This is a genomic window from Enterococcus sp. DIV1337a, from assembly GCF_051712285.1.
Classification (GTDB): domain Bacteria; phylum Bacillota; class Bacilli; order Lactobacillales; family Enterococcaceae; genus Enterococcus; species Enterococcus faecalis.
In genome coordinates this window covers 2,339,627-2,366,373 of the sequence record NZ_JBIOOP010000001.1, presented here as the reverse complement: position 1 = coordinate 2,366,373, position 26,747 = coordinate 2,339,627, and the positions used below count along the sequence as shown (strand labels likewise).

General features: G+C 40.0%; 24 protein-coding genes. 22 read left to right on the top strand and 2 right to left on the bottom strand.

What is annotated here, in order from left to right; translation table 11 throughout:
* Nucleotides 1-20: 20 nt before the first annotated feature.
* Complete coding sequence (locus IGL49_RS11210; protein ID WP_104854424.1) at nt 21-1,502, bottom strand: DUF1958 domain-containing protein; 1,482 nt, start codon at nt 1,500-1,502, stop codon at nt 21-23.
* A 222-nt stretch (nt 1,503-1,724) separates the two neighbouring features.
* Here IGL49_RS11210 and gmk point away from each other — a divergent pair, with 222 nt between their 5' ends.
* The 11 genes from gmk (at nt 1,725) to IGL49_RS11155 (ending at nt 13,437) form a co-directional block, all read left to right on the top strand.
* Nucleotides 1,725-2,339: a guanylate kinase gene (gene gmk, locus IGL49_RS11205; RefSeq protein ID WP_002354915.1), complete on the top strand. Its 615-nt coding sequence runs from the start codon at nt 1,725-1,727 to the stop codon at nt 2,337-2,339.
* A gap of 4 nt (nt 2,340-2,343) precedes the next feature.
* On the top strand, nt 2,344-2,646 hold the full coding sequence (gene rpoZ / locus IGL49_RS11200; protein WP_002354916.1) for a DNA-directed RNA polymerase subunit omega: 303 nt from the start codon (nt 2,344-2,346) through the stop codon (nt 2,644-2,646).
* Between the two features lie 154 nt (nt 2,647-2,800).
* Entirely contained in the window at nt 2,801-5,233 is a 2,433-nt protein-coding gene (gene priA / locus IGL49_RS11195) for a primosomal protein N' (protein WP_104854425.1), read from the top strand.
* 26 nt (nt 5,234-5,259) lie between these two features.
* Entirely contained in the window at nt 5,260-5,754 is a 495-nt protein-coding gene (gene def, locus IGL49_RS11190) for a peptide deformylase (RefSeq protein WP_002371656.1), read from the top strand.
* Nucleotides 5,747-6,688, top strand: a complete 942-nt coding sequence (gene fmt / locus IGL49_RS11185; protein ID WP_104854426.1) for a methionyl-tRNA formyltransferase — start codon at nt 5,747-5,749, stop codon at nt 6,686-6,688. The genes def and fmt overlap by 8 nt, the downstream gene beginning before the upstream one ends.
* Nucleotides 6,689-6,693: 5 nt before the next feature.
* Nucleotides 6,694-8,073, top strand: coding sequence for a 16S rRNA (cytosine(967)-C(5))-methyltransferase RsmB (gene rsmB, locus IGL49_RS11180; protein WP_002354921.1), 1,380 nt, complete (start codon nt 6,694-6,696; stop codon nt 8,071-8,073).
* A gap of 1 nt (nt 8,074) precedes the next feature.
* On the top strand, nt 8,075-8,824 hold the full coding sequence (locus IGL49_RS11175; RefSeq protein ID WP_104806558.1) for a Stp1/IreP family PP2C-type Ser/Thr phosphatase: 750 nt from the start codon (nt 8,075-8,077) through the stop codon (nt 8,822-8,824).
* Nucleotides 8,821-10,977, top strand: coding sequence for a serine/threonine protein kinase IreK (gene ireK / locus IGL49_RS11170; RefSeq protein ID WP_104854427.1), 2,157 nt, complete (start codon nt 8,821-8,823; stop codon nt 10,975-10,977). Before IGL49_RS11175 ends, ireK begins: the two co-directional genes overlap by 4 nt.
* A 248-nt stretch (nt 10,978-11,225) precedes the next feature.
* Nucleotides 11,226-12,119, top strand: a complete 894-nt coding sequence (gene rsgA, locus IGL49_RS11165; protein WP_002359046.1) for a ribosome small subunit-dependent GTPase A — start codon at nt 11,226-11,228, stop codon at nt 12,117-12,119.
* Nucleotides 12,120-12,142: 23 nt separating this feature from the next.
* Complete coding sequence (rpe, locus tag IGL49_RS11160; protein WP_002354925.1) at nt 12,143-12,796, top strand: ribulose-phosphate 3-epimerase; 654 nt, start codon at nt 12,143-12,145, stop codon at nt 12,794-12,796.
* On the top strand, nt 12,793-13,437 hold the full coding sequence (locus IGL49_RS11155) for a thiamine diphosphokinase (protein WP_002361010.1): 645 nt from the start codon (nt 12,793-12,795) through the stop codon (nt 13,435-13,437). The genes rpe and IGL49_RS11155 overlap by 4 nt, the downstream gene beginning before the upstream one ends.
* Nucleotides 13,438-13,539: 102 nt before the next feature.
* Here IGL49_RS11155 and rpmB read toward each other — a convergent pair whose 3' ends face one another.
* Entirely contained in the window at nt 13,540-13,728 is a 189-nt protein-coding gene (gene rpmB / locus IGL49_RS11150) for a 50S ribosomal protein L28 (RefSeq protein WP_002354928.1), read from the bottom strand.
* A 273-nt stretch (nt 13,729-14,001) separates the two neighbouring features.
* Here rpmB and IGL49_RS11145 point away from each other — a divergent pair, with 273 nt between their 5' ends.
* The 11 genes from IGL49_RS11145 (at nt 14,002) to rnc (ending at nt 26,747) form a co-directional block, all read left to right on the top strand.
* A complete protein-coding gene (locus IGL49_RS11145; RefSeq protein WP_002354933.1) occupies nt 14,002-14,364 on the top strand; it encodes an Asp23/Gls24 family envelope stress response protein in 363 nt (120 codons plus the stop codon).
* A gap of 82 nt (nt 14,365-14,446) precedes the next feature.
* Complete coding sequence (locus IGL49_RS11140; protein WP_002354936.1) at nt 14,447-16,123, top strand: DAK2 domain-containing protein; 1,677 nt, start codon at nt 14,447-14,449, stop codon at nt 16,121-16,123.
* Nucleotides 16,124-16,238: 115 nt separating this feature from the next.
* A complete protein-coding gene (gene recG / locus IGL49_RS11135) occupies nt 16,239-18,275 on the top strand; it encodes an ATP-dependent DNA helicase RecG (RefSeq protein ID WP_104854428.1) in 2,037 nt (678 codons plus the stop codon).
* Nucleotides 18,276-18,377: 102 nt separating this feature from the next.
* Nucleotides 18,378-19,379: a phosphate acyltransferase PlsX gene (plsX, locus tag IGL49_RS11130; protein ID WP_002387382.1), complete on the top strand. Its 1,002-nt coding sequence runs from the start codon at nt 18,378-18,380 to the stop codon at nt 19,377-19,379.
* Between the two features lie 136 nt (nt 19,380-19,515).
* A complete protein-coding gene (acpP, locus tag IGL49_RS11125; protein ID WP_002354939.1) occupies nt 19,516-19,755 on the top strand; it encodes an acyl carrier protein in 240 nt (79 codons plus the stop codon).
* 265 nt (nt 19,756-20,020) lie between these two features.
* Nucleotides 20,021-21,061 carry an oligopeptide ABC transporter ATP-binding protein Opp2D gene (gene opp2D, locus IGL49_RS11120; protein WP_002365359.1) on the top strand — a complete coding sequence of 347 codons (1,041 nt, stop codon included), beginning with the start codon at nt 20,021-20,023 and terminating at the stop codon, nt 21,059-21,061.
* Nucleotides 21,061-22,005 (top strand): oligopeptide ABC transporter ATP-binding protein Opp2F, encoded by a 945-nt coding sequence (gene opp2F / locus IGL49_RS11115; RefSeq protein ID WP_104854429.1) that lies wholly within the window; start codon nt 21,061-21,063, stop codon nt 22,003-22,005. The genes opp2D and opp2F overlap by 1 nt, the downstream gene beginning before the upstream one ends.
* Complete coding sequence (opp2B, locus tag IGL49_RS11110; RefSeq protein ID WP_002354943.1) at nt 22,005-22,967, top strand: oligopeptide ABC transporter permease Opp2B; 963 nt, start codon at nt 22,005-22,007, stop codon at nt 22,965-22,967. The genes opp2F and opp2B overlap by 1 nt, the downstream gene beginning before the upstream one ends.
* 27 nt (nt 22,968-22,994) lie before the next feature.
* A complete protein-coding gene (gene opp2C, locus IGL49_RS11105; RefSeq protein ID WP_002365358.1) occupies nt 22,995-23,918 on the top strand; it encodes an oligopeptide ABC transporter permease Opp2C in 924 nt (307 codons plus the stop codon).
* 28 nt (nt 23,919-23,946) lie between these two features.
* Nucleotides 23,947-25,725, top strand: a complete 1,779-nt coding sequence (opp2A, locus tag IGL49_RS11100; protein WP_104854430.1) for an oligopeptide ABC transporter substrate-binding protein Opp2A — start codon at nt 23,947-23,949, stop codon at nt 25,723-25,725.
* Between the two features lie 329 nt (nt 25,726-26,054).
* Complete coding sequence (rnc, locus tag IGL49_RS11095) at nt 26,055-26,747, top strand: ribonuclease III (protein ID WP_002354946.1); 693 nt, start codon at nt 26,055-26,057, stop codon at nt 26,745-26,747.

Genomic DNA, 26,747 nt, shown 5'->3' with positions numbered 1-26,747 from the left:
TTGGTGGTATTTTTTTTAAATTAGAATAAAAGAAACAAGCCAACGGCGCATAGGAAAGAAAGAACTGCGGCACTTAAAAAGATTGTCCGCATGGCTGCAGTTTTACTGCTTTCTTTACCGTGTTTTTTCTGACGTTCTAAACGTTTTTGAAGCTGACGGGTAATTACTGAGAAGATCAGCCCGAAAAGGACTAAAACACTTGTGGCAATCGATTTGGGAATAAAATGATTCGGTTCTGCAACGGTGGTATCCCCAGAATGTTCGTTTGATTCTTCCGCAGCTTCAGCTGTTGTTTGTTTTGGCTTAACTTCTTGGTAAGCCACTTTTGGCGCTTGAACAGTACTATTTAACAAGGTCAAGGGCGTGTCGACTTGCACCTGCCCTGCTACTAATTTAAAAGTAGGCTGACTGCCTTTGGGAACGACACCGTATAAATCGTTAGCCAAAGTGACTTTTTTGTGATCAATGGTTTGTGGTCCTTTGTCTAAAAGCTTTTTGCGTTCATACGTTGTATAGGCATAGTCTAGCAAAGCATTCCCAGCCACATGCCGTTCGTATTCACCATCTTGGTTTTGCCAATTACCAACGCCTAAAATGACTTCAATTAAACGGAAATCTCCTTGTTTGACAGTCGCAATATAGTTAAACCCGCCTGTTGGACTAGAGCCTGTTTTTAAACCATCCACGCCTTGGTAGCCATACTTAGCTCCTGGCAAAGAATAATTGTACGCTTCGAAGGTTTCCTCGTAAGGCGTACCAACCATTGTTTTCACCACTGGCTTATTGGTGATTTCTAAAATTTCTGGATAATTTTTCAGAAAATGATAAGTTAGTGAAGCTAAATCCCTAGCTGTAGAGACGTTATCGCCATTTGGGTCAATTCCCTGCATTTGATACAGGCCATTAAAGGCACTTGCTTGCGCTCCACTGCAGTTGTAATAGGTAGTGTTTGTCATCCCTAATTCGGCCGCTTTTTGATTCATTAAATGAACAAATTCAGTAGGCTGGTTCCCTGAAATTAAATTTGCCAACATGAGAGTCGCCACATTAGAAGAGGGGACAGCAATCATTTTTAATAGTTCGCGGACTGGGTAAGCAACACCTAACGTAATTTTGTTATTACTAATGGCATATATTTTAGAAATATCGACATCTTTTTGCGTAGCAGTCACAGTGGTATCCATTGTAAATTTTCCTTGTTCCATTGCTTCAAAGGCCAAGTACATAGTCATCACTTTGGCAATACTGGCAGGATTCCACGCTAAATCTGGTTGTTGCGACCAGAGAATTTCTCCAGAATCGGCATCAACAACGATGGCTGCTTTGGGAATGCCATCCGCTTTCAGGGTCGTCCCCATTTTTTTAGCAATCGCGGTAATATCTTCTTCTGCATGAGTCACAGTAGGTTGGGCGAAAAATGCCCCACAACTGACGACTAAGCCTAGCAGAAACAATGTAAATGGTTTAATTCGTGCGATGTTTCTCAGTCCTTTCTTATTCACGTTTTTTCATCCTAAAGGAGTCATCACTTTATTTTACTTAAAAAATGGCTGTCTGTATAGGAATTCTAGATAATTTGTTTAAAAAAAGAACAAGTTATGAAAGCCAAATTAAAGAAGAAATGTTATTTTTTCAGTGAATCTCTAAGAAAGCCTTGAAAATTGCAGAAAAAAAGTGCAAAATAGAACTAATACTGTGAAATTATGTTTTGAAAGGAAGTCGTTATGTCAGAGCGCGGGTTATTAATCGTATTGTCAGGTCCTTCAGGAGTGGGGAAAGGAACTGTAAGAAAGGCTATTTTCGACAGTGAAGAAAATGATTTTCAATATTCAATCTCAATGACCACTCGGAAACAGCGAGAAGGCGAAGTGGATGGAGTAGATTACTATTTCCGTTCAAGAGAAGAATTTGAAGCGATGATTGAAGCTGGTGAAATGTTGGAATATGCGGAATATGTTGGTAACTATTATGGGACACCATTAACGTATGTTAACCAGACGCTAGATGAAGGCAAAGACGTCTTTTTAGAAATCGAAGTCCAAGGGGCTAAACAAGTCAAAGACAAAGTGCCTGATGGCGTATTTATCTTTTTGACACCCCCCGATTTAGCGGAATTAAAATCAAGAATTATTGGCCGCGGAACAGACGAAATGTCTGTGATTGAAGAACGAATGGCTGTGGCCAGAGAAGAAATCGAAATGATGGCGCTGTATGATTATGCGGTAGTGAATGATGAAGTTCCTTTAGCCGTGCAACGAATTAAAGACATTATCGCGAGTGAGCACTTCCGTGTTGACCGTGTAATTGGAAAATATATTAAAATGTTAGAGGAGATGTAGCCTTATGATGTTAAAACCGTCAATTGACTCATTATTAAAAGAAGTCCCTTCAAAATATTCTTTGGTTATTTTAGCAAGCAAACGTGCGCATGAATTAGATGAAGGCGTTCAACCAACCGTTGAATCCTTTGATTCTGTAAAAAGTGTAGGTCGTGCGTTAGAAGAAATCGAAGCAGGAACAGTGATCAGCGATCCAAATCCTGAAGAAAAACGCGAACGTCTACGCATTGAACGTGAAGAACGCAAACGCCAACGTGAACAAGAACAAAAAGAATTAGAAAACCGTTTACGTGACGAAAAAAATTAATTGAATGATTGTCAACGAATGGAGAAAGCCGTCTGTCTATTTCAGAGGCTTTCTCTTCGTTTATTCTGAAAGGTGCCAACGAGACACACAAGACAAATCAGTCAATCTTTAGTACAATAGGCAAAGAGAATTTACATAAAAAGGAGGACGCACCATGCAAAAAGTAGCCAAAGTTATTGTGGATGTACCAACGATGCAAACCGATCAACCATTCACTTATTTAGTTCCTGAAAATTTAAATGAGCAATTGGCTGTCGGCATGCGTGTAGAAGTGCCTTTTGGTAATGGTAATCGACATGTACAAGGGTTTGTTTTAGCCATTGAACCAATGGCTAAAACGGTTCTTGACGAAACCAACGTTCAGTTGAAAGAACTAGTGGCGGTATTGGACTTAAAACCTGTCTTAAATACAGAAATGTTGGCTTTAGCTGATTATATGAAGGAAAAAACGTTTGCCTTTAAAATCACTTGTTTGCAAACTATGTTGCCTAGCGTAATGCGTGCCGATTACCAAAAATATATTTATTTAACTGATGAGCTTTCTGAAGAATTACAAGATCAGTTATTTTATGGTTTAGAGGAAATTTCGTGGGATCAAGCCCAAGAACGTGGACTTTTACCTCAACTAATGGCGTTGCGCAAACAGCAAAAAGTCGATATTCGCTACGAAGTCACGACGAGAAATAAAGTCAAAATGGTCCGCTTTATTCAAGCTGCTAAGGAATTTGAACAATTAGAGGAAATTCGTTTGGGTTTACGCAAGGGAGCTAAGAAGAAGGAGCAACTTCTTTACTATTTACAACGCTTGGGCACTGAAAAAGTCACCGCCGTGAAGGAAATGAAAGAATTAGGTTTTAGTACCACGCTTTTAAATGAAGCGGCCAAAAACGGCTGGTTAACGTTCATTGAAAAAGAAGCGTATCGTGATCCGTTTGCCAATCAGACGTTTGAAAAAACGACTGCGTTATCTTTGAATGCAGAACAACAGGTGGCTGTGGAAACAATCTTACAATCGGTCCAAGAACAGCAAAGTCAAACCTACTTATTGGAAGGTATTACAGGAAGTGGGAAAACAGAAGTTTATCTACAGGTCATTGCAGAAGTTCTTAACCAAGGCAAAACAGCCATTATGCTTGTCCCTGAAATTTCTTTAACTCCGCAAATGGTGCAACGCTTTAAAAGTCGCTTTGGCGAACATGTTGCTGTAATGCACAGTGGCTTATCGCAAGGTGAAAAATACGATGAGTGGCGGAAGATTGAACGAGGAGAAGCGGAAGTTGTGGTTGGTGCGCGTTCTGCCATTTTTGCGCCAATCGAAAACATCGGTGTGATCATTATTGATGAAGAACACGAGGCAAGTTATAAACAAGAAGAAACCCCCCGCTACCACGCGAGAGATTTAGCGATTTGGCGTTCGGAGTACCATCATTGCCCTGTTGTTTTAGGCAGTGCCACGCCGTCCTTAGAATCACGCGCTCGTGCACAAAAAAATGTTTATCAGCGGTTACGATTAACACAGCGTGCCAATCAAGCGGCAACCTTGCCCACGATTGATGTAGTGGATATGCGGCAAGAAGTAGAAAATGGCAATGTCTCTTCTTTTTCCATGTCGTTGCAAGAAAAACTCCAAGAACGTTTAGAGAAAAACGAACAAAGTGTTCTCCTACTTAATCGCCGTGGCTATTCGTCATTTGTGATGTGTCGCGATTGCGGCTATGTGTTACCGTGTCCGAATTGTGATATTTCCTTAACTTTGCATATGGATAGCAAAACAATGAAATGTCATTATTGTGGGCATGAAGAACGGATTCCTTATCGCTGTCCCAACTGTGGCCAAGATAAAATTCGCTACTACGGAACAGGCACACAAAAAGTAGAAGAAGAATTACAAACATTATTACCAGACAGTCGTATTCTCCGAATGGATGTTGATACGACCCGTCGCAAAGGTGCGCATGAAAAGATTTTGCGAACGTTTGGTGAAGGACAAGCGGATATCTTATTAGGCACACAAATGATTGCCAAAGGACTGGATTTTCCAAATGTGACGTTAGTCGGTGTGTTAAATGCTGATACTGCCTTGAATTTACCCGATTTTCGTTCCAGTGAACGGACCTTCCAATTATTGACACAGGTCAGCGGCCGAGCTGGTCGCGCTGAAAAACCTGGGGAAGTCATCATTCAATCTTTTAACCCCGAGCATTATGCGATACAATTGGCAAAAGCCCAAGATTATGAAGATTTTTATACAAAAGAAATGTATATTCGTCATCGTGGGGATTATCCGCCGTACTATTTTACGGTCCAAATTACGGCTAGCCATCCTGAAGAAAATGAAGCAGCGAAACAAATGTTTCAAATTGCGACGAAATTAAAACAAGGTTTATCACCGCAAGCCATTTTGTTGGGACCAACGCCCAACGCAATCATGCGTGTCAATAATCGTTACTTTTATCAAGTGATTATCAAGTATAAGCAAGAACCAATGCTTCAACCATTATTGAAAGAAATTTTAACCGATACACAACGAGCAACGGCTCGTGGTTTAAAACTTTCTATTGATGCAGAACCCATGAATTTTATTTAAAAAATACAGCTTTGAAAGGAGCACTTATGCGCTATCCAGTTGTGATTCACCCGAACGAACACTTAAAAATGAAGGCTCAACCTGTGACGATTATTACCGATGAAATTGTGCAGTTACTAGAGGATATGTATGAAACAATGCTGGCCCATGATGGGATTGGCTTAGCAGCCCCGCAAATTGGTAAAAATTTGCAAATGGCAGTGATTGAAATCGATGAAGAATCTGGTCGTTTTGAACTAATTAATCCTGTGATTATTGAAAAAAAAGGAACCAGTATTGATGTGGAAGGCTGTTTAAGTATTCCAGAAACATATGGAACCGTTGAACGAGCAGATGAAGTGACTGTCCGTTATTTTGACCGTGAAGGTGAAGAAATGGAAGTTACGGCTTACGGCTATTTAGCTCGAGCTTTTCAACACGAAATTGATCATTTGAATGGCGAGTTATTTATCGACAAAATGATTGAGAAAATTGCACCAGAAGATTTAGAAGCGTATATGGAGGAACATTTTGATGACTAAAATTGTATTTATGGGCACACCAGCCTTTTCTGTTCCGATTTTAGAAAGTTTAATCGAGGCAGGCTATGACGTTCAAGCGGTTGTCACGCAACCAGATCGACCAGTTGGCCGAAAAAAAGTGATTACCCCAACGCCTGTCAAAGAAGCAGCTTTAAAACATAACTTATTAGTCTTACAACCAGAGAAAATTTCAGGTTCTCCTGAAATGGAAAAAGTGATTGACTTAGCACCAGATGTAATTGTGACAGCAGCCTTTGGACAATTTTTACCAGAGAAAATCTTAAAAGCGCCCAAACTAGGTGCGATTAATGTTCATGCTTCACTTTTACCAAAATATCGTGGCGGCGCACCTGTACATTACGCGATTATTGAAGGAGAAAAAGAAACAGGCGTCACGATTATGGAAATGGTGAAAAAAATGGATGCTGGCGCGATTTTATCGCAACGTGCAATTCCGATTACGAAACAAGATGATGTAGGGACCATGTTTGAAAAATTAAGCGTTCTAGGAAAAGAACTTTTATTAGAAACGTTACCTAGGCTAATTGCTGGCGAAATCACGCCTATTCCACAAGTGGAAGAAGCGGCTACTTTTTCACCAAATATTAGCCGGGAACAAGAACGAATTGACTGGCAAAAAAACGCTGAGGCAATTGACAACCAAGTGCGTGGTATGCGTCCTTGGCCAACAGCATTCACAACCTATCAAGGGACCAACTGGAAAATTTGGGCAGTGACACCACTGACTGAAACAACAACCAGCGCCCCAGGAACGATTATCCAGCGTAGTAAAAAAGCGCTATGGATTGCTTGTGGCGAAGGGACAGTCCTTCAAATTGATCGCCTGCAACCAGCAGGTAAAGGTCAATTAACGATTCAAGAATTTTTAAATGGCGTTGGTCAAAATGTCGCAGAAAAAGATAAGGTGGACTAACAAAAATGGCTGAAAAAATCCCCAAGAAATTAAAACGTTCTGTTCGATACGTGGCTTTAGAGACCATCGAACGTGTGGATAAAGGTGGGGCGTACTCCAATCTTTTACTTAATGAAATGATGACAAAATCAGAACTAAGCGAGAAAGATGGCCGCTTGTTTACAGAACTTGTCTACGGCACAATTAGTCGTAAATTATTGTTGGAATACTACTTAACACCATTTGTCAAGAAACCGCAAAAAGTCGATAATTGGGTGAAAAATTTATTGATTTTATCGTTATATCAATTACTTTATTTAGATAAAGTGCCTGATCATGCAGTCATTAATGAAGCGGTTGAAATTGGCAAACGTCGTGGCAATCCTGGGATTGGTAAATTCGTGAATGGCGTGCTGCGGGCGTTCCAACGAAATGGAGCACCTAGTTTGGCAGCAATTAGTGATCCAGTTGATCGTTTAGCAACGGAAATTAGTATGCCACGTTGGTTAACAGAAAAATTACTTGCCCAATTAGGCGAAGAAGAAACACGGCAGTTGGGTTTGTCATTATTTGAAAAAAGCCATGCGAGTGGCCGAGTAAACACACGGTTTATTTCACGAGAAGAAGCGCTGGAAGAATTACAAGAAACAGGGATTGCCGCGAAGGAAAGTCAACTTTCCCCTTATGGTGTTGTCGCTGAAAAAGGCTACTTAGCTGGCAGTGAACTGTTTATTAACGGTTGTTTAACCATTCAAGATGAAAGCTCTATGCTCGTGGCTCCAGCGATGCAAATTGAACCGCATCATCGTGTCTTGGATGCTTGTGCGGCTCCTGGTGGTAAAACGACCCATATCGCAACTTTTTTAGAGGCTGAAGCAGGTGGTCGTGTGACATCTTTAGATATTCATGCCCACAAAATTAAGCTAATTAATGAAAATGCGCAACGCCTCCATGTGGCGGATGTCGTTCAAGCAGAAAAGCTCGATGCGCGACAAGTGGCCGAAGAATTTCCCGCAGAAACCTTTGATCGGATTTTAGTTGATGCACCATGTTCAGGCTTAGGGCTAATGCGCCGTAAACCAGACATTAAATACCATAAAACGGCCAATGATTTTCAAAATTTACCTAAAATTCAGTTAGAAATCTTAGAAAGTGTTGCCCCAACATTAAAACAATGGGGTATAATGGTCTATAGCACTTGTACTATTACGCCAGAAGAAAATCAGGAAGTGGTGGCAGCCTTTTTAGCCAAACACCCTGAATTTGAAAAAATTGAAATTGTTGCAAATGAAAACGTCCAAGCAGTAGTAAAAGAGCAAGAACTGGTTCTGTATCCCCATCAATACATGACAGATGGCTTCTTTATTTGCTGTATGCGGAAAGTTAGTTCAAATGAGGTGAAATAATTTGGAAATCAACGTTCAATCAGATGTCGGTCGCAAAAGAAATACGAACCAAGATTATGCCAACGTTTTTGAGAACCAACAACACATAACCTTTGCTGTTTTAGCAGATGGCATGGGTGGCCACCAAGCAGGTGATGTCGCTAGCCAAATGGCAGTCAATAATTTAGGTGAGAGTTGGTCCAATGCGTCTGTCGACTCAGCTGAAAAATCTGCACAGTGGTTAATTCAAGCAATTCAAAAGGAAAATGAAAAAATTTATGAACGCGGACAATCGAAACCAGAGTATTTAGGAATGGGGACAACCGTGGTTGGTGCCATCCTTTTACCGGATTCATTTGTCTTAGCAAATGTGGGGGATAGTCGCGCTTATTTAGTTCGTGACCAACACATGTTACAATTAACAGAAGATCATTCTTTAGTGAATGAACTAGTAAAATCAGGGGAGATTACTCGTGAGATGGCTGCAAATCATCCACGAAAAAATGTCCTAACACGTTCTTTGGGAATGCCTGGCACTGTCGAAGTCGATGTAACCAATCATGAGTGGCTGCCTAATGACTATTTACTGTTATGTTCGGACGGTTTAACCAATATGGTTCCTGAGACAAAAATTTTAGAAATTTTAGAGACGTCAGATTCCTTAGAATCCAAATTAAGCCAACTCGTTGCCCAAGCAAATGAAGCGGGTGGTTTAGATAACATTACCGTGTTAGTGATACACTTTGACGAACAGAAGGAGGAAAACCAATGATAGAAATCGGCAAGAAGCTGAATGGTCGATATCACATTATTGGCAGCATCGGAAGCGGCGGCATGGCCAACGTCTATTTAGCACACGATTTAATTTTAGACCGAGACGTTGCAGTAAAAGTCCTGCGCTTTGACTTCCAAAACGATCAAGCCGCCATCCGACGTTTTCAGCGTGAAGCACTAGCCGCAACTGAGCTGGTTCACCCGAATATCGTCAGTGTGTATGATGTAGGCGAAGAAGATGGACTACAATATTTAGTCATGGAATATGTGAAAGGAATGGACTTAAAACGTTACATCCAAACGCATTTTCCAATTCCTTATTCCACAGTTGTGGACATTACGCAACAAATTTTATCTGCTGTCGCAATGGCACATGAGCATAGAATTATTCACCGGGATTTAAAACCGCAAAACATTCTGATTGACGAACACGGCACAGTCAAAATTACTGACTTTGGGATTGCGATTGCCTTGTCAGAAACGTCAATTACGCAAACGAACACAATGTTAGGTTCGGTGCATTACTTATCGCCAGAACAAGCACGCGGAAGCATGGCGACTAACCAATCAGATATTTACGCTGTGGGAATTATTCTCTATGAAATGTTAACGGGGAATGTACCTTTTGATGGTGAATCAGCCGTAACGATTGCCTTAAAACATTTTCAAGAAGAAATTCCCTCTGTTAAAATGTTTGATCCAGGGATTCCTCAATCATTGGAAAATGTGGTTCGTCACGCAACCGCAAAAGACCCAAGCGATCGCTACAAAACAGCGAATGAGATGGCAGAAGACTTATACACGTCCTTGTCAGCCAGTCGTTTAAACGAACCTGCGTGGGAACCAACGGCTTTATTAGGAGAAACGAAAGTATTAACTCCGATTCCCGAAGACATCGCTGAACCGGAAGAGACAACGCCTGTCGAAGTCCCAGAAGATATCGCAGATGACATTTTAGCTGAACAACCACCGAAGAAAAACCGCAAAAAATTGTGGATTGGCTTAGCAATTGCGGCATTAATTGCTTTAGCAATAGGTGGCTTAGCCTTTGCAATGTCGGGTGGTAAAGACGTTGAAGTTCCTGATGTTACGGGGAAAACGGAAGTGGCGGCTTCACAAGCGCTGCAAAGTGCCGGGCTGAAAGTCGATAATGAAACCAAAAAAATTCCCGACGATAAGATTGAAGAAGGCAAGGTGGTCAAAACAGACCCCGAAGCAAAATCATCTGTGAAAAAAGGCCGATCTGTTACTTTGTACATCAGCTCTGGAACAGAAAAAATTGAGATGGCCGATTATACAAACGAATCGTATGAATCTGCTGTCGAAGCCTTGAAAAAACTAGGGTTTTCAGAAGACCAAATTACAACGAAAAAAGAATACAGTGATTCTGTGTCTACAGATAACATTATTAAACAAAAACCAGCTGCAGGTAAAAAAGTTGATCCGAAAAAAGACAACGTCACTTTAACGGTCAGTCAAGGACCAGAAGCGGTTACTTTGCCTAGTTACGCCGGTTATTCTTACACAAATGCAGTAAATGCACTGGCACAATTAGGTATTTCTGAATCTCAAATTACGCGTGTCGACCAAGCAAGCGATACGGTAGAACCAGGTTTAGTCATTACGCAAGACCCCGCACCAGGTGGCACCGTGACACCTAAAAATGGCCAAGTGACGTTATATGTAAGTAAAGGTAGCGACAAAGTGACACTTTCTGATTATAGCGGAATTTCTTACGATAATGCGGTAAGTCGCTTAATTGCTTTAGGTATCCCAGAATCTCAAATTAAACGAGTGGACGAAGAAAGCGACAAGGTTGAAAAAGATACCGTGATTAGTCAAGAACCAGCTTCTGGTACCGCTGTTGATCCGAAAAATGACACGATTACTTTACATGTCAGCAAAGGCAGTGACTCAGTAACTGTTCCTGATATTTCAGGTTATTCGCCAAAAGCTGCAGAAGACAGCATCAATAACGCTGGCCTTAAAATCAATGAACAAGGATTATCTGGCTCTGGCGATGGCCAAGTCGTTGAACGAACTAGCCCATCCGCTGGCAGCAAAGTCAAAAAAGGCGACTCTGTTACGGTTTATTATTCAAAAGCAAATGATTCAAAAAGCACCACTAGTGAAAGTAGTACGAGTAATTAAGACAAGAGGTTGGGACAGGAGTGTTTAGCTTCAAGAACCAAGTAGGTACTGTTTAACATCTATTTGCTTTTCAAATAGTGTTTCTCAGCAATAAGAAGAAGCTGATCCTGTTCCACCGTTTATCTTAAGATTTAGGTCTAGGAAGGTAAGTCATTTCGACTTATGTCCTAGGCTCTTTTTAATTAATAGAATCGAGAGGCTCCCTTGATTTCTCTGCCACTATCCTGTATATTCGAAAGTAGTTAGGAGTGGTTTATCTGAAAGGTCAAATCAGAAAAGCGTTAAGCGGTTTTTATTATGTATACGCAGATGGAGAAACATATCAAACAAGAGCGCGAGGGAATTTTCGTAATCGCAAAATTACGCCACTCGTGGGAGATGAAGTGCTTTTTGAGAGCGATAATTTAACAGATGGTTATGTGTTGGAAATTTTACCAAGACGAAATGAATTAGTGCGCCCGCCTGTTGCAAATGTGGATCTAGGCGTGGTTGTTATGAGTATGGTTTCGCCAAATTTTTCGTTTAATTTGTTGGATCGTTTCTTAGTCAGCTTAGAGTATAAAGATATAGAACCTGTTATTTATTTAACGAAAGTTGATCTATTAGATGAGCCTCAACGTCAAGAAGTCACTGAAATTAAACAGATTTATGAAGCGTTAGGCTATGCGGTAATCGCTTCGGAAGACGTAGAAGCCACCAAAGAATTAGAACGCTTTTTCCCAGAACGGTTGACTGTTTTTATGGGACAATCAGGCGCTGGAAAATCAACATTGTTGAATCAAATTTCACCAGAATTGCAACTAGCGACTGCGGAAATTTCCCAATCTTTAGGACGGGGCAAACATACGACCCGTCACGTGGAGTTGATTCCGCTATACGATGGTTTGGTCGCTGATACGCCAGGATTTAGTGCCATCGATTTCTTGGAGATGGAAGCGGTGGAATTACCAAAGCAATTTCCTGAATTTGTTGCCGCGGCCTCTCACTGTAAGTTTCGTGAATGTATGCACCACAAAGAACCTGGTTGTGAAGTGAAACGCCAAGTGGAAGCGGGAACCATTGCGACGAGTCGTTACGAAAATTATTTACAGTTTTTAATGGAAATCGAGAATCGACGACCTGTTTATAAGAAAAAATCATAGCAAATATAAAGGGAGCGAGCCAAATGAAACTAGCACCATCCATTTTAAGTGCCGATTTTGCCAATTTAGAAAGAGATATCCGTTTAGTAGAAGAATTAGGAGCAGATTATATTCATGTTGATGTCATGGACGGTCAATTTGTGCCCAACATTACCTTAGGACCGAATATCGTTTCAGCGATTCGTCCAGTGACAAAACTACCATTGGATGTTCATTTGATGATTGTACAACCTGAAAATTATATCAATGCTTTTGCGGAAGCTGGTGCGGATATTATTACCGTCCATCAAGAAGCAACACCCCATATTCATCGTGCCTTACAAATGATTAAAAATGCGGGCGTGAAAGCTGGCGTAACTATTAATCCTGGGACACCACTTTCGATGATCGAAAATGTATTAGACTTAGCAGACCAAGTCTTGGTAATGACTGTCAATCCAGGCTTTGGCGGACAATCATTTATTGAAAACTCACTAGAAAAAATTGCTCAATTGAAAGAATGGAAAGAAACAAAAGGGTACACCTATGAAATTGAAGTCGATGGCGGGATTGTTCCTGAAACTGCCGCACGTTGTAAAGAAGCCGGTGCGGAAGTGTTTGTTGCAGGCTCCTACATTTATAATGCTGAAAATCCTCAAGAACGAATCGATGCACTGAGAGCAGTGCTAGACAAATGAGTCGTGTCTTACTGGTAGCTGGCGGCAATCCAAGTGATTGGCCAACCATTGAACCAGCTACGTATGATTATTTCGTAGGTATTGATCGCGGCTGTCTCCATTTATTAGAGGCCGATTTACCGTTACAATTAGCGGTGGGCGATTTTGATTCATTATCACGAGAAGAATACCATTTTGTCCAAGAAACTGCCGAAACACTCATTCAAGCACCTGCTGAAAAAGATGATACAGACACACAATTAGCGCTTCAAGAAGCTTTACAACGATTTCCACAAGCAGAGATGACGATTATCGGTGCGACAGGGGGCAGAATTGACCACCTGTTAGCCAATCTTTGGTTACCCTTTGAACCACGATTTCAAGGCGTACTTCGCCAAATCCGTCTATGCGATCGTCAAAATAGTATCCAGTATTACGCCCCTGGTTCGTATATCGTACCAAAAGAGCCAGATAAAGAATATCTGGCCTACTGCTGTTTGACGCCTGTAGAAAACTTGACGCTACGACGCAGTAAATATTTATTAACCAATCAAGATGTTCCTTATCCAACATCGTATGCAAGTAATGAATTTATCGAAGAAGCCGCTGCTTTTTCCTTCGATGCAGGGATGATTGCGGTTATTCAAAGTAAAGACAAGTAAAAAGAGGTTGGACCTTCATCACTTTGTTGAAGGTCCAACCTCTTTTTTTAAGCAATAAAAAAAGCCGAACAACGAACGTCCAGCTTTGCTTATTTAAGTTTATTAAACACGTTCGATTTTACCAGATTTCAAAGCACGAGTTGACACCCAAACTTTTTTAGGTTTACCATCGATTAATACGCGAACTTTTTGTAAGTTAGGTTTCACAGTGCGTTTTGTTGAGTTCATCGCATGTGAACGGTTATTACCACTTGAAGTCTTACGACCAGTGAAGTAACATACTTTTGCCATTTTAAGTTTCCTCCTTTGCCTTGATCTTGGAGCGATAATATTCAGCTCATACTAACTTAATTTATCATATTAGGCACTGATTTGCAAGAAGATTTTTTTCTATGATTTGACTTTAGCAATCAAAAAGAGTAAATTGAAATCTTGCTAGAATGTTCACTTAGAAGTGGAAGAATGAAAATATCTGACGAACTTCCTTTTAATTAAAGGCTGGATATGATAAAATGTTATGGAAGAAAATAGGGCGAATGTGCTCTTATAAGGAGGCTTTCATCAATGGCTGTAAAAATTCAAACACCCGCAGGTACCATTGAGATTACCAATGATGTGATCGCTACAGTAGTTGGCGGAGCTGCGACAGATATTTACGGAATTGTCGGAATGGCAAGCAAAAATCAAATTAAAGATAACTTAAACGATATTTTACGTCGTGAGAATTACTCACGTGGTGTCGTTGTTCGTCAAGAAGACAACGGAATCGCAGTGGATGTCTACACGATTGTTAGTTATGGTACAAAAATTTCTGAAGTTTCTCGTAACGTCCAAGAAAAAGTGAAATATAATCTTGAAACATTATTAGGTGTCACTGCGAATTCAGTTAACGTTTTTGTTCAAGGAGTTCGTGTATTACCGGATTAGAGGTAGTGTACTGTCAACGATGCAATTGCACAAGGAAATCGTGTGTTGCCGTTAGCGGTAAATCTGAAGGAGGATTTTTTAGGTGAATGTAACAGAAATCAGCGCAGGTCAGTTCCAGGAAATGGTCCAGGCAGGTGCGACTCGTCTGCATACAAACGCAGAATATGTCAACTCATTAAACGTTTTCCCTGTACCCGATGGTGATACAGGAACAAATATGAACTTATCAATGACCAGTGGTGCAAAGGCTGTGGCCGATTCTCGCTCTGAAAAAGTAGGAGAATTAGCAGGTGCGTTATCCAAAGGGTTACTAATGGGGGCTCGTGGAAATTCTGGGGTTATTTTATCTCAATTATTCCGTGGCTTCTCAAAACAAATTCCTGAGGTTACAACATTGAATGCCAAAGACTTGGCCGCTGCCTTTACACATGGTGTAGAAACAGCTTATAAAGCAGTGATGAAACCCGTTGAAGGAACAATCTTAACTGTTTCTCGTGAAGCAGCGCGTTCAGGTGAACGTAAAGCGAAAGAAACAGATGACTGTATCGAAGTCATGACAGCTGTTGTAGCAGGTGCCAAACGTGCCTTAGCGAAAACACCTGATTTATTACCTGTCCTAAAAGAAGTCGGCGTTGTAGATAGTGGAGGTCAAGGACTACTATTTATCTATGAAGGATTTTTAGAAGCACTTAGTGGTGAATTTTTACCAACTGAGACATATGAACCAAGTCCTGCCGAAATGGACGAAATGGTGAATGCTGAACATCACCGTGGTGTTAGTGGCCACGTTGCGACAGAAGACATTAAATTTGGCTATTGTACAGAAATTATGGTTCGTATCGGCGAAGGCCCAACCGTGGACAGCGCTTTTGATTATGAAACATTCAGAAACTACTTAAATGAACTAGGCGATTCTCTATTAGTCGTTAACGATGACGAAATTATCAAAGTTCACGTACACACAGAGCATCCAGGTGAAGTGATGAACTACGGCCAAAAATTTGGTTCGTTAGTAAAAATAAAAGTAGACAATATGCGTTTACAACATGAAACGTTAGTTGAACGAGATGCTCAGCAAGAAGCGTTGACTGAAAAAGTTCGCGTACCGTTTGCTGTGATTGCCATTGCAGCCGGTGAAGGCGTTCAAGAATTATTCCGAAGTTTAGGTGCAAGCTACATTATTAGTGGTGGCCAAACAATGAACCCAAGTACGGAAGATATTTTAAAAGCAGTCAAAGAAGTGAATGCAGAGCAAGTCATTATTTTACCAAACAACAAAAACATCTTTATGGCGGCTGATCAAGCAGCAGAAGTTGCCGATGTACCAGTAGCGGTTGTTCCATCTAAAACCATTTCTCAAGGGATGACAGCAATGTTAGCTTTCAATGATCAACAATCATTAGAAGAAAACAAAGCAAGTATGACGGAAATGTTAGACAGCGTTGTGAGTGGTCAAGTAACCACAGCCGTTCGTGACACAACAATTGATGACGTTGAAATTAAAAAAGATGACTTCTTAGGAATGATTGATGGTAAAATCGTTGTATCTGAAGCAGATCGTTTTAATGCATCATTAGACACGTTGAACCGCATGATTGATGAAGACACTGAAATCGTGACAATTATTGTCGGTGAAGATGGTTCGGTTGAAGAAGCTGAAAAGCTAATTGCTATTTTAGTTTCTGAAAACGATGAACTAGAAACAGAACTTCATGAAGGTGGACAACCTGTATATCCATACTTATTCTCAGCAGAATAGGTTTTCATGATGAAGAAATAAAAACAAATAGGCTGGTTTATTAGCTAGGGCTAATGAACCAGCCTATTTAATGAATGATCCATTTTTTTGCGTATATTAATGAGGAGGGGATTTTATGAACATCACAGATTTAGTCAGCGTATTGCCCGGTGTTGGCCCAAAACGTGCTGAAAATTTACAAGAACTGGGGATTGCTACAATTGAAGACTTATTGACGTACTATCCCTTCCGCTACGATGATATCCAAGAAAAGGATTTAAGTGAGATTCAGGATCAGGAAAAAGTTACGCTAAAGGGACTAGTGGTTTCGGAGGCAGTCGTTAGTCGGTACGGTTATAAGAAGAGCCGGTTAACGTTTCGAATGATGCAAGAACATGCGGTCATTAATGTTTCCTTCTTCAACCAACCTTTTTTAAAAGACAAAGTAGTTCTTTCCGAAGAAATTGCTGTTTATGGCAAATGGGACGCCAAGAGAAAATCATTGAATGGCATGAAAATCTTAGCTTCTAAAGGAGACAATGAAGATTTTGCCCCCATTTATCATGTGAATAAAAAAGTCCGCCAAAGCACGCTGGTTCAGTTAATCCGCACTGCTTTTGAAGAGTATGGTTCGCTGATTGAAGAGATTTTACCAAATGAATTATTAGAAAAGTACCGCTTGATGCCTAGAAAAGAGGCAATGTGGGCGATGCATTTTCCCAATAATCCAGAGGAAAGCCATCAAGCCAAACGCCGAGTAGTCTTTGAAGAGTTTTTCCTTTTCCAACTTAAAATGCAAGGACTGAAGAAACAAGAAAAAGCGGAAAAAAATGGTTTAGCCATTCAATATGACGTGGATCGCTTAAAAACATTCACACAAGGACTGCCTTTTGAATTGACAGGTGCCCAAAAAAAAGTGACCAATGAAATTTGTCGAGACTTGCGAAGTCCGAAGCATATGCAACGATTGCTTCAAGGCGACGTGGGGAGTGGGAAAACGGTAGTGGCTGCGATTGCACTATATGCCACCATGACCGCTGGTTTTCAAGGGGCGTTAATGGTTCCCACTGAAATTTTAGCGCAGCAGCATATGGAAAGCTTACAGCAGTTGTTTGATCCATTAGAAGTTCGGACGGCCTTATTAACAGGTTCCACCAAAACGAAAGAACGTCGTCTGATTCTCGAAGAACTGGCCAATGGCGCGATTGACATTGTGGTAGGGACTCATGCTTTGATACAACAAGATGTCAGTTTCCATCAATTAGGTTTGGTAATCACCGATGAGCAACATCGTTTTGGTGTGAATCAGAGAAAAATCTTAAGAGAAAAAGGCTTAAAACCAGATGTTTTATTCATGACGGCCACTCCGATTCCTCGAACGCTGGCAATTACAGCATATGGCGAAATGGATGTGTCAATTATTGATGAAATGCCAGCTGGGCGGATTCCAATTGAAACACGTTGGATTCGGCCACCGCAGTTAGATACTGTTTTAGAATGGATGGAAAAAGAGCTGGCTCGAGGACATCAAGCCTATATTATTTGTCCATTGATTGAAGAATCGGAAGCCTTAGATGTGAAAAACGCAACAGAAATTTTTGAGCATATGCAAAGCTTTTATTCCCCAAGATATCAAGTGGGGTTACTACATGGTAAAATGAAAAACCAAGAAAAAGATGACATTATGCAGGAGTTCAAAGACAATCAGCTACAATTATTGGTTTCTACCACCGTTATTGAAGTTGGCGTGAATGTACCAAATGCCACAGTGATGTTAATTATGGATGCGGACCGGTTTGGGTTAGCGCAGTTACATCAGTTACGGGGACGTGTGGGGCGTGGCTCCAGTGCATCTTATTGTATTTTAGTGGCCAATCCGAAAAATGAAATGGGCGTTGAACGCATGAAAATCATGACAGAAACCACCAATGGTTTTGTCTTGAGTGAGCGTGATTTGGAACTTCGCGGACCTGGGGAAGTGTTCGGTGCACGGCAATCAGGGGTGCCACAATTTGCGGTAGGCGATATCGTGACGGACTTTAACATTTTAGAAGTTGCGCGCCAAGAAGCAAGTACCTTATGGCAAGTGAAAGACTGGTGGCAATATCCTGCTTATCAAGGCTTAGCCAATCGAGTGAAACCCCAAGATGAGGCGGACCAATTTTTCGATTAGAAGGGGTAATTTTTGAAGCCAGAAAGTAAAAGCCAATGCGTATTTCTTTAAAAAAAATATGTTATACTTGTTAAGAAACAAAAAAGTAGGAGGGAATCACTCATGAAAATTGCTGTAGATGCAATGGGTGGAGATAACGCCCCACAAGCAATTGTTGAAGGGGTTATGCTAGCCAAACAAGACTTCCCAGACATTGAATTTCAATTATATGGAAAAGAAGCCGAAATAAAAAAATACATCACCGATGAAAAAAACATTACGATTATTCATACCGATGAAAAAATTGCTAGTGACGATGAGCCAGTTAAAGCAATCCGTCGTAAGAAAACTGCTTCCATGGTTTTAGCAGCGCAAGCAGTCAAAAATGGAGAAGCCGATGCGATTTTTTCTGCCGGCAACACCGGGGCGCTATTAGCAGCGGGGCTGTTCATTGTCGGCCGCATCAAAAATGTGGAACGTCCTGGTTTGATGTCAACTTTACCTGTCATGGGAGAACCAGACAAAGGGTTTGATATGTTAGATTTAGGCGCGAATGCAGACAATAAACCAGAACATTTGGTTCAGTATGCCGTTTTAGGTTCATTCTATGCTGAAAAAGTTCGGAACGTTCAGAATCCTCGTGTCGGTCTATTGAACAACGGAACTGAAGAAACAAAAGGCAGTGAATTAACGAAAAAAGCCTTCGAATTGTTAGCAGCCGATGAAACGATTAATTTTGTCGGAAACGTTGAAGCACGAGAATTATTAAATGGCGTAGCTGACGTGGTGGTGACAGACGGCTTCACAGGAAATGCCGTTTTGAAATCCATTGAAGGCACCGCTATGAACATGATGAGCTTACTGAAAACAGCGATTCTTTCTGAAGGTGTCAAAGGAAAAATGGGCGCCTTGTTATTAAAGAATGCGCTACATGGCATGAAAGATGAAATGGACTACTCAAAACATGGGGGGGCGGTTTTATTTGGCTTAAAAGCGCCAGTCATTAAAACGCATGGGGCTACGGGTCCTGATGCCGTCCGCTATACCATTCGTCAAATTCATACAATGTTAGAAACCCAAGTTGTCCCACAATTAGTGGAATATTATGAAGGCAAAGCAGAGTAATTTGCAATTGTCTTGACATCAGTTTGTTACTCAAATGAAAAAAAGATGGACAAATACCTAAATTGTGAGTACAATGTATCTTAGCGTTTTAGTAAAAGAAAGAACCTTTTTTCAAAAGCAGTGGAGGTGAATACAGTTGACTCGTGAAGAAGTACTTCAAAAAGTAGCGAAGATTATCTCAAACCACTTTGATATTGAAGCGGATCAAGTAACAGATCAATTAAACATTAAAGATGATTTGAACGCTGACTCAATTAGCGTAATGGAGTTTGTTTTAGAACTTGAAGATGAATTTGGAACAGAGATTTCAGATGAAGATGCAGAAAAAATTGAAACAGTTGGTGCCGCTGTAGATTATATTGTGAGTAATTCATAAAAAATAATAAGACAAAGTCGATTAACAGTCCTGTTAATCGACTTTTTTTTTGCGTACATAATGGTTCTTTTATTAAGCAATAAGACTATTTTTACACATATTTTTGTAAAAAAAATCATACATGTAAAAAAATAACTGCGAAAAAAGTTATTTTATCTTGCTTTTTATGGAATAATTCTATAAAATTATGAAAAAACAATGAGCTGTAAATTAACATTGATAAAAATTAGAAAGTGCTATCATTAAATATTAGTTAATTTATATAATGTTTTTGAAAGGACGTAAGGGGTGCGTATGGATGCAAGGAAATGAACAATTACTAGAGGTTTCAGGATTAGAAACAGCATTTAGAATCAAAGATGATTATTATAATGCCGTCGATGATGTTTCATTTGAATTGAAGAAAAATGAGATTCTGGCAATCGTCGGAGAATCTGGTTGTGGAAAAAGTACCTTAGCAACAACGATTATGGGCTTACATGATCCCAATCATACCAAAATTACTGGGGAAATTTTATACAACAATTTAAATTTAACCACGTTTAATGAAACATTGTACAACAAAGTCAGAGGAAACGATATTGGGATGATTTTCCAAGATCCGTTGTCTGCACTGAATCCGCTCATGCGAATTGAAGACCAAATTAAAGAAAGTCTCACGTATCATACCAAAATGACCGCACAACAAAAACAAGCACGGGCCATTGAACTGTTAGATCAAGTGGGGATTCCCAACCCAGAGCGTGTCGGGAAACAGTATCCTCATGAATTGTCTGGCGGCATGCGCCAACGGGTGATTATTGCCATTGCAATCGCGTGTAAACCACCGATTTTAATTGCAGATGAACCAACAACGGCCTTAGACGTTACCATTCAGGCACAAATTCTCGATTTGTTAAAGGATTTACAAGAAGAAACGGGAAGCGGCATTATTTTAATTACCCATGACTTAGGTGTAGTTGCGGAAATGGCTGATCGTGTAGCGGTTATGTATGCGGGTCAGTTTGTAGAAGTAGCCACTGCTGAAGAATTGTTTAGTCATCCGAAACATCCATATACACGTTCCTTACTTCAGTCCATTCCCCAAGAGAATTCCGATGAAGAAGAACTTCATGTGATTGAAGGGATTGTTCCTTCGTTAACCAAATTACCTAGAAAAGGTTGTCGGTTTGCCCCACGGATTCCTTGGATTGATGCATCGGAACATGAAGAAAATCCAACATTACATGAAGTTGCACCGAATCATTTTGTTCGTTGTACATGTTATAAACATTTTCATTTTAGAGACGGGGAAGGGGAAGCGTAATGACAGAAATTATTCAAATTAAAGATTTAAAAGTTCATTATCCAATTCGCAGCGGCTTCTTCAATCGAATCACTGATCATGTTTTGGCGGTTGATGGTGTGGATTTCATGATTGAACAAGGTAAAACGTATGGGTTAGTTGGTGAGTCGGGTTCTGGAAAATCAACGACAGGAAAAGCAATTATTGGTTTAGAAAAAATTACAAATGGTGAAATTATTTATCAAGGACAAGATGTAACCAAGTCGCGAAGTCGAAAAGCGATTGGATACAACAAAGATGTTCAAATGATTTTCCAAGATTCGATGTCAAGTTTAAACCCTAAAAAAAGAGTGTTAGATATTATCGCCGAACCAATTCGAAATTTTGAACGATTAAGTGACCAAGAAGAAAAGAAAAAAGTCAAAAGTTTGTTGGACATTGTGGGGATGCCAGAAGATGCGTTGTACAAATATCCTCATGAATTTTCTGGTGGGCAACGCCAACGTTTAGGCGTCGCCCGAGCGGTGGCTACTAGCCCCAAATTGATTATTGCGGATGAACCTGTTTCAGCACTGGACTTATCTGTGCAAGCACAGGTATTGAATTTTATGAAAAACATTCAACAGGAGTATGGCTTAAGTTACTTATTTATTTCCCATGATTTGGGTGTAGTTAAACATATGTGTGACAACATTGCTATTATGTACAAAGGCCGTTTTGTAGAAATCGGTACACGCCAAGATATTTACACTAATCCACAACACATTTATACCAAACGTTTACTTTCAGCAATTCCTAAAATTGACGTAGCGAACCGAGAAGCTCACAAAGAAGAACGAAGAAGAGTTGAGCAAGAGTATCGGGAAAATCATAAAGACTATTATGATGAAAATGGGCGGGTTTATGACCTACATGCGATTAGTCCAACCCACCAAGTAGCGTTAAAAAATGGAGGTGCTGAATAATGTGGAAAACAATTTTACGCCGTTTGTTATTGATGATTCCGCAAGTGATTATTTTAAGTGTCTTGATTTTCCTGTTGGCTAAAATGATGCCAGGTGATCCGTTTACAGGATTGATTAATCCGAACCAAGACCCGAAAGTGATTGAAGCCATGCGCGAAGCTGCCGGGTTAAATGATCCTTGGTACGAACAATATTTCCGTTGGATTGGCAATGCCTTACATGGGGATTTTGGGCATAGTTTTATCTTTAAATTACCTGTGTCTACACTCATTGCTGGTCGGGTGGGGAATACGATTGCATTAGCTGCTGTATCAGTCATAATCACGTATTTAATCGCCATTCCTTTCGGTTTAATTGCTGGCCGTTACCAAAATTCATGGTTTGACAAAATGGTGGTTATCTACAACTTCTTCAGTTTTGCTGTGCCATTATTCATCTTTGCCTTGATTATGCTCTTTATTTTTGGGTATCGCTTAGACTGGTTCCCAACGAGTGGAACCGTGACTGTCGGTTTGGCTGAGGGAACGTGGCCGTATTATTTAGATAAACTGAAGCATTTAATTTTACCAGGGGTCACTCAAGCGTTGCTGGGGACAGCGGTCACTATTCAATATTTGCGCAGTGAAGTGATTGATGTTAAAAACATGGACTTTGTTCGTACTGCTCGTTCAAAAGGAGTGCCAACGAATAAAATTTTTAATCGACACATTTTTAGAAATGCAGCATTACCAATTGCCTCTCAATTAGGTTATGAAATTACTGCTTTGATTGCCGGATCAGTCGTTATTGAAAAGATTTTTGCTTTCCCAGGAATTGGAAAATTATTTATTGATAGTATCATTCAACGTGACTATTCCGTTATTACCGCTCTCGTGTTGATTTTGGGATTGGCAACCCTTATCGGAACCTTAATTTCTGATATTGTAATGAGTATTGTTGATCCAAGAATTCGAATTCAGTAGAAAAAACACGAAGAAAGGGTGATAAAAATGGAATTGACAGAAGAAAAAAGAGAAGAAGTCTTACAAGAAAGTATTCCGCCAATGGGCTTTCGGATGATTGCGCGAGAATTCGTCAAAGAAAAAATGGCGATGTTTTCTTTAATCCTTTTGGTCATTATCTTATTAGCCGTTTTTATCGGTTCGTTAGTGTTAGACCAAAGTGCCGTTATGCATGTAAGTATTTTAGATAAATATGCGGAACCAGGTACCGTTACAATGAATGGAACCAAGTTCATTTTAGGTGCTGATGAAGGTGGTCGTGATGTTTTAGGTCAATTGATTATCGGGGCTAGAAACTCGATTTTAATCGGTTTTGCCATTACGATTATTACGTCTATTATCGGGGTCGGTTTAGGGATTATTTCCGGTTATTATGGAGGCATGATTGATAATATTTTGATGCGTATCGTGGATTTTATTATGATTTTGCCAATTATGTTAATTATTATTGTGTTCGTTTCCGTGATTCCTAAATATAGTATCTGGTCCTTTATTTGGATTATGTGTGCGTTTTATTGGGTTGGAAAAGCGCGGTTGTTCCGCAGTAAAACGTTATCTGAAGGGCGCCGAGATTACGTCAGTGCCTCTAAGACAATGGGAACAAGCGATTTTAAAATTATGTTTCGAGAAATTATGCCGAATTTAAGTTCATTAATTATTACGAACTTAACGATTAATTTCGCGGCCAATATCGGGATCGAAACAACGTTAACTTTCTTAGGCTTCGGGTTACCACAAAGTGTCCCAAGTTTAGGAACCTTAATTGGCTACGCCAGCAGTGGGGATGTCTTAGTCAATAAACAATGGGTTTGGTTACCTGCATCAATTCTAATTTTAGTCTTGATGTTAAGTATAAACTATGTTGGACAAGCATTTAAGCGCTCAGCAGATGCACGACAACGATTAGGCTAATTAGCCAAAAAATGAGGGAGGAAAAGAGATGAACAAGAAACGGATTTTAGGTGCAATCACGTTAGCTTCTGTGTTAGTATTCGGGTTAGCTGCATGTGGTGGCGGCAATAAAGGCGGGGGCAATAAAGCAACGGAAACAGAAGATATTTCAAAAATGCCAATCGCTGTTAAAAATGATAAAAAAGCAATTGATGGCGGGACATTAGATGTCGCTGTAGTTATGGATACACAATTCCAAGGACTTTTCCAGAAAGAATTTTATCAAGACAACTACGATTATCAGTTCATGGATCCTGCTATGCAGTCATTATTCAACAATGATGCAGACTTTAAGATTGTCGATGGTGGTCCCGCAGATCTGAAATTAGATGAAGAGGCCAATACAGCAACCATTAAATTACGTGATAATTTGAAATGGTCCGACGGTAAAGATGTGACGGCAGATGACGTGATTTTCTCTTATGAAGTCATTGGACATAAAGACTATACAGGGATTCGTTATGATGATAACTTTACGAATATTGTTGGTATGGAAGACTACCATGATGGTAAATCACCAACCATTTCTGGTATAGAAAAAATCAATGATAAAGAAGTTAAAATTTCTTATAAAGAAGTTCACCCAGGCATGCAACAGGTTGGCGGTGGTATTTGGTCATCGGCCTTACCAAAACATGCTTTTGAAGGAATTGCTGTCAAAGACATGGAATCAAGCGATGCAGTTCGTAAAAAACCTATTTCATATGGACCATACTACATGAGTAATATTGTGACGGGTGAGTCTGTTGAGTACCTACCAAATGAGTATTACTATGGTGGCAAACCTAAATTAGATAAATTAGTGTTCAAATCTGTTCCTTCTGCGAGCATTGTAGAAGCGATGAAAGCGAAACAATATGATATTGCGTTATCGATGCCAACAGATACGTATCCAACCTACAAAGATACTGAAGGGTATCAAATCTTAGGACGTCCCGAACAAGCCTACACGTATATTGGCTTTAAAATGGGTACGTTTGACAAAGAAACAAATACAGTGAAATACAATCCAAAAGCTAAAATGGCAGATAAAAGCTTACGTCAAGCTATGGGCTATGCAATTGACAATGATGCAGTCGGCCAAAAATTCTACAACGGCTTACGAACAGGCGCAACAACGTTAATTCCACCAGTCTTCAAGAGCTTGCATGATAGCGAAGCGAAAGGCTATACGCTTGATTTAGACAAAGCGAAAAAATTATTAGATGATGCTGGTTATAAAGACGTAGACGGCGATGGCATTCGCGAAGACAAAGAAGGCAAACCACTAGAAATCAAGTTTGCTTCAATGTCAGGTGGCGAAACTGCACAACCACTTGCTGATTACTATGTCCAACAATGGAAAGAAATTGGCTTAAACGTAACGTATACAACAGGACGCTTAATTGATTTCCAAGCATTCTATGATAAATTGAAAAATGATGACCCAGAAGTAGATATCTATCAAGGCGCGTGGGGCACAGGTTCAGATCCTTCACCAACCGGCTTATATGGTCCAAACTCAGCCTTTAACTACACACGTTTTGAGTCAGAAGAAAATACTAAATTACTTGATGCGATCGATTCAAAAGCATCATTTGATGAAGAAAAACGTAAAAAAGCCTTCTACGATTGGCAAGAGTATGCTATTGATGAAGCGTTTGTAATCCCAACGCTTTACAGAAATGAAGTCTTGCCTGTCAACGACCGTGTAGTTGACTTTACTTGGGCAGTTGATACGAAAGATAATCCATGGGCAACGGTGGGTGTCACTGCGGAAAAACGTTAAACAACGTTCCGCTGATTTAATAGAGATAGAACGAGGTCGGGACAGAAGTGTTTAACTCCGAGAAATAAGGAGGAGTTGCTTCTGTTCCCGCCGTTTATCAGTTTTTGAGCGTGGCGCAAAAATCCAAAGTGATTTTTGTCCCACGCTCTTTCTATCTCTTACGTAAACAAACGCTTTTATCTCAGTCATAGCTCTATTTATTTATTTTTTTCTAAAAAATAATGAGAACACAGTAAATAACAGGCTTTTTCTGAATAGAACCATTTAAAAAAAGTGAAAAAAAAAGTATAATGAAACAAGGTGTAAATAAATGTAAAGGAATGTGGAGAATGGACAATCAGTTAACAACAGAGTTAAAAGAACGTTACGGCATTGTTTTCCATGATGTCAATCTATTAGAGCAAGCTTTTACTCATTCATCCTATGTGAATGAGCATCGCTATTTAAAATTATCCGATAATGAACGTCTTGAATTTTTAGGAGATGCAGTTTTAGAATTAATTGTTTCACAATATTTGTATTTAAAATTCCCAGAACTTCCAGAAGGAAAATTAACGAAGATGCGCGCAGCCATCGTTCGGGAAGATAGTTTAGCCAAATTTGCGAAAGAATGTCACTTCGACAACTACATTTTATTAGGTAAAGGAGAAGAAGCATCGGGCGGACGAACACGTGCATCATTATTATGTGACTTATTTGAAGCCTTTTTAGGTGCCCTCTACTTAGACCAAAAAGTTGGCGCAGCCAAGAAATTTATTGAAGACGTTATTTTTCCGAAAATTGATGCCGGTGCTTTTTCACATGAGATGGATCACAAAACACAATTACAAGAAGTTTTACAACGTAAAGGCGATGTTTCAATTGAATATCGCTTAATTAAAGAAGAAGGCCCTGCTCATGACCGCACCTTTTTCACTGAAGTTTACATGAATGGTGAACTCATTGGGTTAGGCCAAGGAAAATCGAAGAAGTTAGCTGAACAGGATGCCGCTGAGCGGGCACTGAAAAGTATTCCTCAGTAA

Bases quoted from the DNA above. Each gene is read 5' to 3' on its own strand.
- gmk (WP_002354915.1), top strand. From the start codon at position 1,725: ATGTCAGAGCGCGGGTTATTAATCGTATTGTCAGGTCCTTCAGGAGTG.
- rpoZ (WP_002354916.1), top strand. From the start codon at position 2,344: ATGATGTTAAAACCGTCAATTGACTCATTATTAAAAGAAGTCCCTTCA.
- priA (WP_104854425.1), top strand. From the start codon at position 2,801: ATGCAAAAAGTAGCCAAAGTTATTGTGGATGTACCAACGATGCAAACC.
- def (WP_002371656.1), top strand. From the start codon at position 5,260: ATGCGCTATCCAGTTGTGATTCACCCGAACGAACACTTAAAAATGAAG.
- fmt (WP_104854426.1), top strand. From the start codon at position 5,747: ATGACTAAAATTGTATTTATGGGCACACCAGCCTTTTCTGTTCCGATT.
- rsmB (WP_002354921.1), top strand. From the start codon at position 6,694: ATGGCTGAAAAAATCCCCAAGAAATTAAAACGTTCTGTTCGATACGTG.
- ireK (WP_104854427.1), top strand. From the start codon at position 8,821: ATGATAGAAATCGGCAAGAAGCTGAATGGTCGATATCACATTATTGGC.
- rpe (WP_002354925.1), top strand. From the start codon at position 12,143: ATGAAACTAGCACCATCCATTTTAAGTGCCGATTTTGCCAATTTAGAA.
- IGL49_RS11155 (WP_002361010.1), top strand. From the start codon at position 12,793: ATGAGTCGTGTCTTACTGGTAGCTGGCGGCAATCCAAGTGATTGGCCA.
- rpmB (WP_002354928.1), bottom strand. From the start codon at position 13,728: ATGGCAAAAGTATGTTACTTCACTGGTCGTAAGACTTCAAGTGGTAAT.
- IGL49_RS11145 (WP_002354933.1), top strand. From the start codon at position 14,002: ATGGCTGTAAAAATTCAAACACCCGCAGGTACCATTGAGATTACCAAT.
- recG (WP_104854428.1), top strand. From the start codon at position 16,239: ATGAACATCACAGATTTAGTCAGCGTATTGCCCGGTGTTGGCCCAAAA.
- plsX (WP_002387382.1), top strand. From the start codon at position 18,378: ATGAAAATTGCTGTAGATGCAATGGGTGGAGATAACGCCCCACAAGCA.
- opp2D (WP_002365359.1), top strand. From the start codon at position 20,021: ATGTTTTTGAAAGGACGTAAGGGGTGCGTATGGATGCAAGGAAATGAA.
- opp2F (WP_104854429.1), top strand. From the start codon at position 21,061: ATGACAGAAATTATTCAAATTAAAGATTTAAAAGTTCATTATCCAATT.
- opp2B (WP_002354943.1), top strand. From the start codon at position 22,005: ATGTGGAAAACAATTTTACGCCGTTTGTTATTGATGATTCCGCAAGTG.
- opp2C (WP_002365358.1), top strand. From the start codon at position 22,995: ATGGAATTGACAGAAGAAAAAAGAGAAGAAGTCTTACAAGAAAGTATT.
- opp2A (WP_104854430.1), top strand. From the start codon at position 23,947: ATGAACAAGAAACGGATTTTAGGTGCAATCACGTTAGCTTCTGTGTTA.
- rnc (WP_002354946.1), top strand. From the start codon at position 26,055: ATGGACAATCAGTTAACAACAGAGTTAAAAGAACGTTACGGCATTGTT.